The sequence below is a fragment of the Trichococcus sp. genome (assembly GCF_049589555.1).
In the GTDB taxonomy this organism is placed as follows: domain Bacteria; phylum Bacillota; class Bacilli; order Lactobacillales; family Aerococcaceae; genus Trichococcus.
Genome location: NZ_JBAWAZ010000308.1, coordinates 1 through 13,893 on the forward strand (window position 1 = coordinate 1; position 13,893 = coordinate 13,893).

The 13,893-nt window shown below is 47.2% G+C and carries 13 protein-coding genes and 1 other RNA gene; 10 read left to right on the top strand and 4 right to left on the bottom strand.

The genetic code is table 11. The annotated features are described in order from the left end of the window. Positions 1 to 129 precede the first annotated feature (129 nt). The 4 genes from WBV27_RS10690 to WBV27_RS10705 all read right to left on the bottom strand — a co-directional run bounded on the left by WBV27_RS10690 (position 130) and on the right by WBV27_RS10705 (position 2,678). Complete coding sequence (locus tag WBV27_RS10690) at positions 130 to 597, bottom strand: universal stress protein (RefSeq protein ID WP_086985387.1); 468 nt, start codon at positions 595 to 597, stop codon at positions 130 to 132. 98 nt (positions 598 to 695) lie between these two features. Further along, the gene (locus WBV27_RS10695; protein WP_424201933.1) at positions 696 to 998 is read right to left on the bottom strand and encodes a hypothetical protein; all 303 of its coding nucleotides are present in this window, start codon (positions 996 to 998) and stop codon (positions 696 to 698) included. A gap of 114 nt (positions 999 to 1,112) precedes the next feature. Continuing rightward, a non-coding RNA gene (ssrS, locus tag WBV27_RS10700) (6S RNA) lies at positions 1,113 to 1,302 on the bottom strand. 104 nt (positions 1,303 to 1,406) lie between these two features. Further along, positions 1,407 to 2,678 carry a replication-associated recombination protein A gene (locus WBV27_RS10705; protein ID WP_424201935.1) on the bottom strand — a complete coding sequence of 424 codons (1,272 nt, stop codon included), beginning with the start codon at positions 2,676 to 2,678 and terminating at the stop codon, positions 1,407 to 1,409. 189 nt (positions 2,679 to 2,867) lie between these two features. On the opposite strand from WBV27_RS10705, the gene gshAB reads away from it, so the two are divergent. The 10 genes from gshAB to WBV27_RS10755 all read left to right on the top strand — a co-directional run. Then, positions 2,868 to 5,159, top strand: coding sequence for a bifunctional glutamate--cysteine ligase GshA/glutathione synthetase GshB (gene gshAB / locus WBV27_RS10710; RefSeq protein ID WP_424201937.1), 2,292 nt, complete (start codon positions 2,868 to 2,870; stop codon positions 5,157 to 5,159). 10 nt (positions 5,160 to 5,169) lie between these two features. Then, positions 5,170 to 6,261, top strand: coding sequence for a hypothetical protein (locus tag WBV27_RS10715; RefSeq protein WP_424201939.1), 1,092 nt, complete (start codon positions 5,170 to 5,172; stop codon positions 6,259 to 6,261). Positions 6,262 to 6,291: 30 nt separating this feature from the next. Continuing rightward, on the top strand, positions 6,292 to 7,434 hold the full coding sequence (locus WBV27_RS10720) for a cysteine desulfurase family protein (RefSeq protein WP_424201941.1): 1,143 nt from the start codon (positions 6,292 to 6,294) through the stop codon (positions 7,432 to 7,434). Between the two features lie 54 nt (positions 7,435 to 7,488). Beyond that, the gene (locus WBV27_RS10725; protein WP_424201943.1) at positions 7,489 to 7,836 is read left to right on the top strand and encodes a cysteine desulfurase; all 348 of its coding nucleotides are present in this window, start codon (positions 7,489 to 7,491) and stop codon (positions 7,834 to 7,836) included. A 275-nt stretch (positions 7,837 to 8,111) separates the two neighbouring features. Beyond that, complete coding sequence (locus WBV27_RS10730; RefSeq protein WP_424201953.1) at positions 8,112 to 8,888, top strand: formate/nitrite transporter family protein; 777 nt, start codon at positions 8,112 to 8,114, stop codon at positions 8,886 to 8,888. Between the two features lie 264 nt (positions 8,889 to 9,152). After that, positions 9,153 to 9,728: a xanthine phosphoribosyltransferase gene (locus tag WBV27_RS10735; protein WP_272160900.1), complete on the top strand. Its 576-nt coding sequence runs from the start codon at positions 9,153 to 9,155 to the stop codon at positions 9,726 to 9,728. A 150-nt stretch (positions 9,729 to 9,878) separates the two neighbouring features. Then, entirely contained in the window at positions 9,879 to 11,171 is a 1,293-nt protein-coding gene (locus WBV27_RS10740; RefSeq protein ID WP_424201945.1) for an O-acetylhomoserine aminocarboxypropyltransferase/cysteine synthase family protein, read from the top strand. Positions 11,172 to 11,286: 115 nt separating this feature from the next. Next, positions 11,287 to 11,880 (top strand): TraX family protein, encoded by a 594-nt coding sequence (locus tag WBV27_RS10745; protein ID WP_424201947.1) that lies wholly within the window; start codon positions 11,287 to 11,289, stop codon positions 11,878 to 11,880. Positions 11,881 to 12,017: 137 nt separating this feature from the next. Next, positions 12,018 to 13,142 carry a tRNA 2-thiouridine(34) synthase MnmA gene (gene mnmA / locus WBV27_RS10750; protein ID WP_424201949.1) on the top strand — a complete coding sequence of 375 codons (1,125 nt, stop codon included), beginning with the start codon at positions 12,018 to 12,020 and terminating at the stop codon, positions 13,140 to 13,142. A 122-nt stretch (positions 13,143 to 13,264) separates the two neighbouring features. Next, positions 13,265 to 13,893: YrrC family ATP-dependent DNA helicase (locus WBV27_RS10755; RefSeq protein WP_424201951.1), on the top strand; the 629-nt coding region annotated here is incomplete at its 3' end.

Below are 13,893 nucleotides of genomic sequence, written 5' to 3' on the forward strand. Positions count from 1 at the left end.
GATGGCTAGCTTCACGGGTTAGCCCTTCGGAAATTAGATAAATCGTACCTATTGCGCTCTACGATGCTCAGTCGGCACGATTTCCTAAATTTCTTTCAGAGCTGAACGAACCCGTTCCGCTTTTCTAACTTATTTTTTAGGTTTTGGTTTATTCTCGAGGTCGGTCCGGACGACCAATACATCGCAGGGTGCGTTGCGGATGACGTACTCGGATACGGAGCCGATGAAAAGTCTTTCGACGGCATTAAGGCCGGTCGCACCGATCATGATCAGATCCACGCCATATTCGGCAGGCAAATCTTTCGCGATGATGGCTTTTGGTGAACCATATTCGATGACGGTTTGAACATCGGTTATGCCTTCGTTAGTGGCATAGGTTTTGTATTCTTCCATCAATGTTTTGGATTGGCGGACGATTTCATCCGTAAAGCTGCCTTCAAAACCTGTAGGCGTCTGTATCGCTCTTGTATCGATAATATGAGTGATGATGATGGCTGCTTTATTCCGTTTGGCCACTTCCACTGCTTTACGGAAGGATAATTCTGATTCTCTGGATCCGTCAACCGGTATCAAAATCTTCTTATACTCTTGAAACATATTAACCACTCCTCTAAACTAGTATCGCTTACAAGTTTATTTTACTTCACTTTCCATAAAAATGAAAGCGTATGCGATTGTTTCCGGGAATTTAATGGTCAGCGGCTCTGATTTTTCATCATGCCGGCCAGGCGGATGCTGAAGAGTGCTGTATACCCTGAGGCAACCAGTACGGCAAATGCATAAAGCAGGGTGCTCCTGAAGAAAATCGTCAGCAAGCAGAGAAACCCGATCAACATGTACAGGGCTCCGCCATTGCGGAAAAAAAGCCAAATCTGTTGGCGTTGTTGTTCGGTGATCCGGTCCGGAGCCAACACAAAGACAGTGGGGCCTTTCAAAGTCATGAAAAGTCCGGTCGAAACCAGCAATAATGAAAAAAGGGCAATCAACAATTCTACCAAAGTGCGTCCTCCTCAAGGAAATAGCGGGATAATGGCTCAAGAAGTGTTTTCCCGCATACTCCAGTCTGCAAAAAAAGCTGCTCAAAGAGCAGCTCCAAAAGTATAAAACTTTATTAGAAATCCGATGGTGCCGGTGAGTATATTCTACTAGTTTTGAACCCGCATATAAGCAGGTGGGCTCCAATATCCAGTCTCTAACTACCAAATGATAAGGCGTGTTATCCACCGGAATAAACAGGATCCCAAGGTAGTAATAAATTGTTCGGTCAACACATTGAGAATATGTCGAACACCTCAGAAATCTATATACGTATAGTAGCATATTAATCAAACGTTGGCAAGCAAAAGACAAACGTTTCGGTTCGGAAACATCACAGCAGCAACAGGTTAAACGCTACCAATCATTCTTCAGGAATCTTTATTGAAACGGTTTTGCAATTGGTTGGCCAGGGCCTGCTCGTATTTGCCCGTTGCAGCCGGCTCGTAGTAGCGGCGATTCTTCAGCGAATCCGGCAAATATTGTTGTTTGATCCAGTGATCCGGGAAATCGTGCGGGTATTGATAACCGATGCCGCGGCCCAGTTTATTTGCGCCGCTGTAATGGGCATCGCGCAGGCTATCCGGTATGTCGCCGGACTTTCCGGCGCGCACGTCCGCCAGAGCGCTGTCCAAGGCAAGGTAAGCCGAATTGGATTTCGGCGAAAGGGCCAGATCGACGACTGCGTTGGCCAAGGGGATGCGGGCTTCCGGCAAGCCCAACTTTTCCGCCGCCTGAACGGCCAAAACGGTGCGGGCCACTGCTTGCGGATTGCCTAAGCCGATGTCTTCGTAGGCACAGACCATCAACCTTCTGCAGGCGATCAGCAATTCGCCGGCTTCCAGCAACCTGGCCAGATAATGCATGGCCGCATCGACGTCGCTGCCGCGTATCGATTTTTGGAAGGCCGATATGACATCGTAATGGGCATCGCCGTTCTTATCATGGACCAACGCTTTCTTTTGGACACACTCCTCGGCGATATCCAAGGTGATGTGGACGGTTCCGTCCGCATCCGGTTTGGTGGATAGGGCAGCCAATTCCAAGGCGTTAAGCGAACCGCGCACGTCACCCATCGTGCTCCTGGCGAAATGAAGCAAGGCATCTTCGTCGATCACGATCTTTTCTTTTCCCAAACCGCGTTTTTCGTCAGCGATAGCCCGTTTCAACGCCAATATGACGTCCTGTGTGGTCAGGGACTTCAATTCGAAAATTTGGGTCCGGCTCCTGATGGCGGGACTGATGCTGATGTATGGATTTTCGGTGGTGGCGCCGATCAGGATGACCTGGCCGCTTTCAAGGTGCGGCAAGAGAAAATCCTGCTTGGGTTTGTCCAACCGATGTACCTCATCCAACAAGAGGATGACCTGGCCAGAAAATTTGGCTTCCTCCACGACAATCTGAAGGTCTTTTTTTGTATCGGTGGCGGCGTTCAACTGCCGAAAAGCCGAATGGGTCGATCCGGCGATGGCGCTCGCTATGCTGGTTTTGCCGATTCCCGGTGGACCGTACAGTATCATGGAAGAAAGCATCTTGGCATCGACCATGCGGCGGATGATTTTATTTTCGCCGACCAGATGAGTTTGGCCGATGACTTCATCGATGTGGACGGGGCGCATACGGTATGCTAAAGGTTGTTTCATTATTCTCCGCTCCTTTTTCTCTACCCATTATATGCCATCTCATAAAAAAGAACAAACATTCGCCCGGTTATTTTTTACGGATTCGTGAAAATTGATTGAAAAGAATGGCAGGCAACATCTTTACTATTTACAAGCAGAAAAGCTATAATGAATACATTGAAAATTGGAAGCAGAAAGCGAGCGCATATAATGACAGATTTCAAAGAGATTATTTTAACACATAAATTATCGGCATTATTTTCGAAAGCCTCTTTTGGAATCGAAAAAGAAAGCCAACGAATAACAAGCGAGGGTACGATCGCCAAGACAAACCACCCGACAATATTCGGTAATCGCAGTTTCCATCCTTACATACAGACTGACTTTGCGGAAAGCCAACCGGAATTGATCACGCCGCCGATGCAGTCGATCGAGGAAACACATGAATGGCTGATGGCTATCCATGATGTCGTGCTGCGCTCCTTGCCGGAAGATGAATATCTGTTGCCTTGCAGCATCCCGCCGACCATGCCGGAGAGCGAAGAAATCAAAGTAGCCAAGTTGGACAGTTCGGATGATGTGGCGTACCGGGAGTACTTGGTTTCTGTTTACGGGAACAAGAAGCAGATGGTCAGCGGCATCCACTTCAACTTCGAATTGAATCCTGCCCTCATCAAAGAGCTTCATCAGCTTTCCGGTTCTGCCGGGACGCTTAAGTCGTTCCAATCGGATGTCTACTTGAAGATGGCGCATAACTTCATCCGTCACCAATGGATCATGACCTATCTTATGGGGGGATCCGTTTCAGCCGACAAATCTTATTTCGAAAAAGAAACGCAGCACGATTTGCCTCTGGACAGGTACACAAGGAGCATCCGCAGCAGCAAGTACGGATACGTCAATAAAGCGGACGTGCATGTTTCTTTTGAATCGATTGATGCCTACGTGCAGGATATCGAAGAAATGGTGACAAACGGCAAGCTCATTGCCGAAAAAGAATTTTATTCCACTGTCCGTTTCAGGGGGGCCAACAAAGCGCGTGATTTGCTCACGAACGGAATCGCCTATCTTGAATTCAGGTTGTTCGATCTGAACCCATTTGCTGAGTTCGGCATGCATAAAGAGGATATGTACTTCATCCATTATTTCCTGCTCTATTTATTGTGGATCGAGCAAGATGCCAACGACGAAGAGATGAAAATCGGGAAAGAAATGAATTACAGCACTGCTTTGGAGAATCCTCTGCAGCCATCCGCATTCCAAGCGGAAGGGCTGTCCGTCCTCGAAGGTATGCTGGATATGCTGGAAGCGATCGGCGCAGAAGAGAAAATCAGCGCAATCGTCAAAGAAAAAATCGAAGCATTCCACAATCCGGAGAAAACAGTGGCGGGCCAGATGGTCAACGCATTGGAAGCGGGAGAGGACAAAACGGCTTGGGCAGCATCTTTGGCCAAAAAGTACAAAGATGCTGCCTGGAAACGTCCGTATGCGTTGAGAGGCTTTGAGGACATGGAACTCTCCACGCAGATCCTGATGTTCGATGCCATCCAAAAAGGTTTAAAAATCAACATGCTCGACCGTTATGACCAATTCATCTCGCTGACCTACAAGGACCATCGCGAATACGTGAAGAACGGCAATATGACGGCAAAGGACAGCTACATCGGCCCGCTCATCATGGAAAACAAGGTCGTCACCAAAAAAATACTGGCGGAGAACGGATTCGCGGTTCCTGAAAGTGGGGAGTACCACTCTGTCGAAGCAGCCTTGCGCGACTATCCTATCTTTGCCGGGAAAGGCATCGTCGTCAAGCCAAAGTCCACGAACTATGGTCTAGGGATTTCCATTTTTAAGGAAGGTGCTTCCTTTGAGAATTATGAGAAAGCCATCCATATGGCATTTGAAGAAGATGAAGATGTGCTTGTGGAAGATTACTTGTCCGGCACCGAGTACCGTTTCTTTGTCATCGGCAATGAGACGAAGGCCGTATTGCTGCGTGTACCCGCCAATGTTGTAGGCGATGGCAGCCGGACTATCCGTCAATTGGTCGAGGAAAAGAATAAAGACAGCTTGCGCGGCAAAAATCATCGTACGCCGTTGGCATTGATCGGAACCGGGGAACTCGAGAAGTTGACGATCCAAGGCCAAGGGTATACTTTCGACAGTATCCCACCGACAGGGGAGACTGTACGATTAAGGGATAATTCCAATATCAGCACCGGTGGCGATTCGATTGATGTTACGGATCAGATGCACGACAGCTACAAAAAGCTGGCTGTGCAAATGGCAGCCGCACTGGGTGTTGCAGTCTGCGGAGTAGATATCATCATCCCGGATCATTTGGTCCCGGCCTCGCAAATGGAGCCGAATTATGGGGTGATAGAGGCAAACTTCAACCCTGCCATGCTGATCCACATTTATCCATACCAAGGGAAAAGTCGACGTTTGACGATGGAAATACTGCGCTTATTGTTCCCGGAAATGCATCTGGAGGAAGAGTAGGGGGAATTTTATGAAAAAGTCATTTCTGAGAATTGCCATCTACATTTCAATAACCATCATCATGCTGTACGGATATCTGATCGCGAAGGGATTCAGCGATTGGGGGAATCTGTTGTCTTTTGATCCCCTGCTCATTCCTGTTCTGTCGGTTGGCCTGTTTTTATCCATCTATGTACACATTTTTCTTCATGAAGGGGGACATTTCCTCTTCGGAAAATTGAGCGGTTATCGGCTGGTCAGTTTTCAAGTCAGACGTTACAAATATAGCCAAGCGGATCATAGCCTGCATCATATGCAGGCTGCCTCCCCTGTGCTGGCGGGCCAATGCTTGATGGCGCCGCCGAAAGGGAACTATGCGGAATTGCCTTATCGTGGCTACCTTCTGGGAGGGGTTTTTGCTAACGCTTTGACAGGGGTAACCCTGTACGGGACGGCTTTTTCGATGGAGCTGAAGCTAGGCTCCCTGTTCGTTTTGTTCAGTCTTGTGCCAGTCTTGATGGCTTTAGCGAACCTGCTGCCGAAAGCGCAGAATGATGGAGCCTTGCTGAGGGAAACAAGCCGATCTTTGCACGCGCGCAAGCTCTTGTTTCAGCAATTGGAAATGGCTCAGCTTATCGAAGAAAAAGTCCCTTTTGCGGATTTGCCGGACGCCTATTTCGAAAACGTAAAAGATGCTCAGTATCAAAAAACCTTCCTGGTTGACTACTTCTACATGGTCGCGTATGTTCGCGCTTTGGGGGAACTGGATTTTGAAGAAGCCGATAACTTGCTGCAGACTTTTTCGGCCAATCGCCCAGTCAAAGAGTCGGTCTATTGGCCGATTTATGTGATGGAATCGTTGTTTTGCGATGCGTTGTTCGGACGGATCATCACTGCAGAGGAAAAACACAGCCAAATACTAGCCCATCCTTTGTTGAAAAGGTACTGGTATGCAAACAACAGAATTAGGGCGGCCTATGCGTTTTTCTGTCGTGTTGATGTTGAAGAAGCGAAGAAATTGCTGGGACAGGGACCAGCAGCTGCCCGGGATTCCTCTCCGGAAACAGATACTAGCATCGAAATACGCCTGTACCGTTGGCTGAACAGTTATTTTGAACATTAGAAAGACAAGTGAAAGAAAGAAGGTAACAAATTGATTTATTTCGACCACGCCGCTACGACCCCGGTGCGACCTGAAGTTGTGGCTGTCATTCAGGAATCACTTAGCGAAGATTACGGGAATCCTTCCAGCACCTATGATCTCGGAAGGCGAACAAGACAGCATATCGACCAGTCGCGCAGAATTTTTGCGGCATCCATCCAAGCAGATCCGGCTGATATCATCATCACGAGCTGCGGCTCCGAATCCAATAATACAGCCATCATACCGACTGCATTGGCTCTGAAGGGAAAGGGCAAACACCTCATCACTTCAGCAGCGGAGCACCATGCAGTCCTGCATCCGATGAATTATCTGGAAACGTTAGGCTTCGAGGTGACCTATCTGAGGGTGGACGCTGCCGGGAGAGTAACCCTGCAATCCGTGGAGGATGCGGTTCGCGAGGATACGATCCTTGTCTCATTGATGTATGTGAACAACGAGGTGGGCAGCATCAATCCGATTGCCGAAATCGGTGCGTTTTTGGCGGAGAAGCATATCCTTTTCCATACAGATGCCGTTCAAGCATACGGCAGCGAGCAGATTGATGTCGGGCAACAGCATATCGACCTCTTGTCCGTTTCCGCACATAAGATCAATGGTCCCAAAGGCATCGGATTTTTATACCGCAAAAATAGCCTGCATCTGCCTAATTTCATCCATGGCGGCAGCCAGGAGAACGACCACCGCGGCGGAACGGAAAATACGCCCTACATCAGAGGGTTTGCCGAGGCAGTCACTCTGATGGAAGCAGAACGCAAAGAGAGCAACCGCAAAAAGCGTGAATTGGGCGATTATTTCCTGAGTGAACTTGAAAAGAGCGGCCTCCCATTTGAATGCAACGGTGTCTATCCTGAAGGGGTACCGCACATCTTGAACATCTGGCTGCCCGGCATGCGTTCCGATAAAATGCTGATCCAGTGCGATCTCAAAGGGATCATGCTGGCTGCAGGATCCGCCTGTACAGCCGGCAGTCTTGAACCGAGTCACGTATTGGCAGCGATGTACGGAAAGGGGAATCCACGAGCAACGGAATCCCTGCGCATTTCTTTCGGACCGGATAACACTACCGATGAGGCGGACACACTGATCGCATTGCTGCAAAGCATCCACAATAAGCAATACAAGAACGGCTGAACGAAAGAAATAAATGTGTTATGATAGAGAAAACGTTATCTTGGAGGACTGCATATGGCATTCGAAAAAAATGTATCTTTAAAGGGATCCGGAAAAACCTTTCGATTGAATGAACAGGTGAAGCGCTACACTTTGCGCGACAATGGTTTTGAAGAAACCAAAAACGGCAATTTCCAAATGGTACGCGATTTGGACAACAGTGTGCTGAATAAACAAGGGATCAAAGTGAAAATTGTCGTCGCTGCCGATCTGAAAACATTGAAAGTTTCCACAACGACGAGCAACGGATTGCAGACAGTGAATGTCTACGGCAAGGAAACCATGTCGGCTGCGAAAGAACAGTTGGAATATATTTTGGACAGTTTGGTCGAAAATGGAGTCCTGACTGAAGCGGCGGAGTGATCCAAACTTATTTGTGATATCTGAAAACTAGGGACCGATTCTGTAAGAGTAATTCTTGCGAACGGTCTTTTTGTTTGAAAATAAAATATAAAACATAACCCACTTGGATGCATGTGCACCAAAAAAACACGATGCACACTATAAGTACATTAATATAATTATATAAACCGCTATTTTTTTCATTCCAATTCTTATGAAATATGATATACTTATTCAGAATCGCACAAACAATTCGGGAGATGAAGAAAGTGGAACAAAAATATCAAGGCGCAGCCATGACTACAGTTGATAAAAGCGCCCTAAAGAAGTCGCATTTATTTGAGACTTCACAAGTAAAATATTTCATCAGATGTATGCTTGCTGGTATGTTTTTGACGTTGGGTACATCAATCGCAGTTATGGTCGCTGAAAAAGCAGAACATATGCTGCCCGGTAGCGGGAAATTTTTCTATTCATTCATGTTTGCATGGTCTTTGGTCATGATCAATTACATGAACACAGAATTGGGTACATCCAACATGATGTATATGACAGCAGCCATATACCGCAAGGTGTTGGCACCAAAAAGAGCTTTAGCAATTTTATTCGCTTGTATTCTATTCAACCTTATCGGTGGCACAATCGCTTCATTCGTCATGTCATTCACGAACATTTTCCAAGATTTGCCGGCTGAGCACTTCCTTTTCCATGCAGTTGAAGGCAAGTTGCTCAAAACACCTATACAGATGGTAGCCGAAGGTATTTTCGCGAACGTCATCGTAAATACGACTGTATTTGTGAGCGCCCATATGAAGGATGACGCCGGCAAGCTTTTCTCGACCATTTTCATCATCTTCATTTTTGCATTTTTAGGCTTTGAACACGTTATCGCCAACTTCTCGTCCTTCAGCCTTGCGTATTTCGCATTCGGCGGCGCTTTGCCAGGGATGACGGTCGGCAGCGTGTTGACGAACTGGTTCTTCGCGATGATCGGAAATTACATCGGCGGCGGATTGATCATCGGTTTGCTGTACGCATGGATGAACAAAGATTCCGAAGTATACGTAGACTAAGCTGTACAACCAAAAACGAGAAGGATCCGACATGCGGATCCTTCTCGTTTTTTCTTCTGCGGATAAAAAACTGTGCAAATGCAGATTTGTTCGTCTTTCCGGGTTGATGCTTGCCCCAATCGGCGATAACGCTTACGGATGGTTGACAAAAGCGAAGATTATCTGTATTGTTTTACTGTTATTTGTTAACGGAAATATGTCATGCTAGCCGACTCTCTCAAGCGGCTGATAGATAGAACGAAATGTGATTAGGGAGGATTTTTTATGAAATTGCTTGAAGAGCGCATATTGAAGGACGGCATCGTGTTGGGGGACAACGTGCTGAAGGTGGACAATTTCTTGAACCATCAGATCGACCCCGTATTGATGCAACAATTGGGGGATGAATTTGCACGATATTTTGCCGACAAAAAAATCACCAAGATTCTGACGGTTGAGACATCCGGCATCGTGCCTGCGGTATTCACGGGTTTGGCATTGGGAGTGAAAGTTGTTTTTGCAAGAAAGCAAAAGAGTCTGACGATGAAAGACAATCTTTATTCGGCCACCGTCTATTCTTTCACGAAAGATGTCACCAACGAAATCACAATCTCCAAACAATATCTTGACGAGAACGATACCGTCCTCATCATCGACGACTTTCTGGCGAACGGACAAGCCACAAACGGTTTGATGGAAATCTGTAAGCAGGCTGGAGCGGAGATCGCCGGTGTCGGTATCGTCATCGAGAAATCCTTCCAAAAAGGCAGAAAAATTCTGGAAGAGCAAGGCATGGATGTCTATTCATTGGCGCGCATCAAGGCTTTTGAAAACGGTACGGTGCAGTTCATCGAAGAATAGCAAGTCGGGAAGACAGACAATCTCTGTCTTTTTTTGTTCCTCGGGATCTTTCGATTTCGTCTCAATACCTCAACAAAGCCTTTTGGAATTGTGGTAAAATGTTAAATATACATGAGATTATGAGCATTATCTTAATGAGGAGGGTCAATGATGAGAATTGAAACACAATGTTTACACGAAGGGTATCACCCAGGGAACGGTGAGCCAAGTGCGCTTCCGATCTACCAAAGCACTACGTACAGATATGACTCGACAGAACATATCGGTAAATTATTCGATTTGACGGCTGCCGGACACATGTATTCGCGCATCTCCAATCCTACTGTTGCGGCCGTGGAAGAGAAAATTGCGGCGATGGAGGGTGGCGTAGGGGCTTTATGCACAACATCCGGACAGGCAGCCACCATGATCAGCTTAATGAACATCCTGAAGGAGGGCGATCATTTCATCAGCACCGCCTCCATTTATGGCGGAACCATCAATCTGTTTGCCGTAACCTTGAAGCGATTTGGAATCGAATGCACTTTTGTCGATCAAGAATTGCCTGAAGAAGAAATCCAAAAAATGTTCAAACCGAACACGAAGGCTGTATTCGGTGAAACCATCGCAAATCCTGCTTTATCCGTTTTGGACATCGAAAAATGGGCAGCGATCGCTCACAACAACAACGTGCCTTTGATCGTGGATAATACGTTCCCGACGCCATACCTTTGCAGACCGTTCGAGTTTGGAGCGGACATTGTGGTTCATTCCACCTCGAAATATATGGATGGCCATGCTGTACAGATGGGCGGGGTCATTGTCGACAGCGGCAATTTTGACTGGAAAAACGGCAATTTCCCAGAATTCACCGAACCGGATGAATCCTACCATGGCATCGTCTATACGGAAAGCTTCGAGAACGCTGCATATATCACAAAAGCACGTGTACAGATGATGAGGGACATGGGGGCATACCCAACCGCCAATGCTGCCTTTTTGCTGAATCTGGGGCTTGAAACGCTGCCTGTGAGGATGGACAGACATTGCAGCAATGCCTTGAAAGTCGCTGAATATTTCAAACAATCCGAAAAAGTTGAATTTGTGAATTATCCGGGCTTAGAAGGAGACAAGTACCACGAATTGGCGAATAAATATTTGCCGCTCGGAACGTGCGGCGTCATTTCGCTCTCCATCGAAGGAAGTAGAGAAAATGCCATCAAATTCATGGACAGCCTGAAGCTGGCGTCCAATGAAGTCCATGTGGCCGACATCCGGACTTGCGTGCTCCATCCGGCAAGTTCAACCCACAGACAGCTGACCGATGAACAATTGGCGGCAGCAGGCATCACGCCGGGCCTGATCCGCTTTTCGGTAGGGCTTGAAAACGTTGAAGACATCATCGAAGACATCGAGCAAGCTTTGGCACACCTGAATCTGGATGCGAAACCTTATACAGTCTGATCGACAGTGTCCCTGAAAATGAAGCAGAAATCCTCCCAAGGTTTTCTGCTTTGTTTTCTTTATTGCGAAAGTTTTTTTGCAGCTTGGTGAAAATGAATAGAAAGGAAGTGATCGGATGGGGTACAACAACAAAACGGCACTCATCAAATGGATTGCGATCCTCACCATGACGATCGATCATATCGGCTATTATCTGTTCCCTTCACTGCTTTTTCTTCGAGTAGTCGGACGCATCGCCTTCCCTTGTTTTTTGTATACAACCGTGAAAGGGGTAAGGGAGACGCGTGATTTCCGCAAATATCTGCTGCGCTTGGTGCTGACGGGGCTCATCAGTATGCCGATAACCGCCCAAACAGGGAATGTCTTCAATATCCTTTTCACGTTGGCTCTTTTTGCCTTATCGATCAAAGACTACAGGTTCATCTTGCCGGCAATCTTTTTGGTCCAATTTACGGAATACGGCTTGTATGGCTTTTTGATGGGGTGGACAATCTATGTGCTGTCGGAAAAACATGTCGCAGCGGGAATTGCTCTGTTTTTGTTGGTGAATGCCTTGCAATTCCCCTCGTTGCAGGCACTCGCTGCGGTGGCGATTATTCCCATGCTTCTGCCGTTTGATTTTCAGATCAGACCGCTGCCGAAATGGGCCGGTTATGCCTACTATCCGATCCATCAAGTTATCCTGATGCTTATCGCCAGGCTGATGTGACCATCGGGTTGTATGCGGCCAGGCAAGAAAGCTTGAAATATACGCCGGGATGGTGTAAACTGTTTTTTTGTATCGGGTTTAACTTATATATTGTAAGAAGTGATAAAATACACAAATCAAGTAAGGGTGTGATAGGCATGCAAGACAATTCAAAAATACGCGTGGTGGTCGGAATGAGCGGTGGCGTTGACTCTTCTGTCACAGCATTGCTTTTGAAGGAACAAGGCTACGACGTCATCGGCATTTTCATGAAGAATTGGGATGATACGGATGAATTCGGATTCTGTACGGCAACCGAAGATTACAAGGATGTGCAAGCTGTTGCGCAGCAAATCGGGATTCCCTATTATTCCGTCAATTTCGAAAAAGAATACTGGGATAAGGTCTTCCAATATTTCCTGGACGAATACAAGAAGGGCCGGACGCCGAATCCGGATGTCATGTGCAATAAGGAAATCAAATTCAAAGCTTTCTTGGATTATGCGATGGAACTGGGCGCGGATTATGTCGCAACCGGGCATTATGCGCAAGTCGTCCGTGACGAAGACGGCACCGCTCATTTGCTTAGAGGAGTGGACGACAATAAGGACCAAACTTATTTCCTGAATCAGCTTTCCCAAAAGCAACTTTCCAAAACGATGTTTCCGCTGGGCGGGATCAAAAAGCCGGAAGTGCGCCGCATTGCTGAAGAAGCGGGTTTGGCGACTGCCAAGAAAAAAGATTCTACAGGCATCTGTTTCATCGGCGAGAAGAACTTCAAAGAATTCTTGACGAACTTTCTGCCGGCGATCCCGGGCAAAATGGTCACTTTAAGCGGAGATGTGATGGGTGATCATGCCGGATTGATGTACTATACGATCGGGCAAAGAAAAGGTTTGGGAATCGGCGGCGGCGGGGAATCCGATGATCCTTGGTTCGTCATCGGCAAGGACTTGGCGACCAACACGCTTTACGTGGGCCAAGGCTATCACCATGAGAACCTATATGCCGACAGTCTGGATGCGACTGATATCCATTTCACATCCGAAGTGAAAAAACCATCCGTCTTCACCTGCACGGCTAAATTCCGTTACCGTCAACAGGACACTGCAGTCACTGTCTACCTGAACGAAGACCAAACGACTGCCCGTGTGGAATTTGCGGAGCCGGTCCGCGCCATCACACCAGGCCAAGCAGTCGTATTTTATGACGGCATGGAGTGTCTGGGCGGGGGCACGATCGATAAGGCATATCAAGCCGAACGCACCCTGCAGTACATCTAAATAATGAGTGAGAGGTCGGTTTTTTCTCCGGCCTCTCTTTAATTTGGGCGCGAATTGTGGTATCGTTCTTAAGGAATCTTATAACAAATCTGAATAGTCAAAAAAGGGAGGGGATCATCCGGATGGATACAGAACAAGGCTATATCGTCGGAGAAATCAAAGCGATTTTCTTTGAAAACGCGAGTAATTTCTACAAAGTCATGCTGATTTCAGTCAATGAATCGAATCTCCCGCAAAAGCATGATGAAATTGTTGTGACGGGAAGCTTCGGGCAGATAACCGAAGATACAGCTTATCGCTTTTTCGGTGAGGTCGTGGAGCACCCAAGATACGGTGTCCAATTCCAAGCCACTTCCTATCAGCAGGAAAAACCCACCTCCAAGAACGGGTTGATTGCATTCTTGTCGGGGGAACGTTTCCCGGGAATCGGGAAACGTACAGCCGAAAAAATCGTGGAAACTTTTGGCGAGGAAGCGGTCGACGTCATCCTTGATGACCCGGAAGCTCTGAAAAGCATCAGCGGCATGACGCCCAAAAAAAGGGAAATGATGCGCGATGTGCTGATGCAGACGCAAGGAACCGAGAAGATCCTGATCGCATTGGGTAACTATGGCTTCTCCAATAATCAGGCAGCGAATATCTTTCATTTTTACCGCACCGAAACGCTGACTGTCCTGAATGAAAATCCTTACCGACTGCTCGAGGATATCGAAGGCATCGGCTTCAAGAAAGCCGATCAATTGGCGGAGGA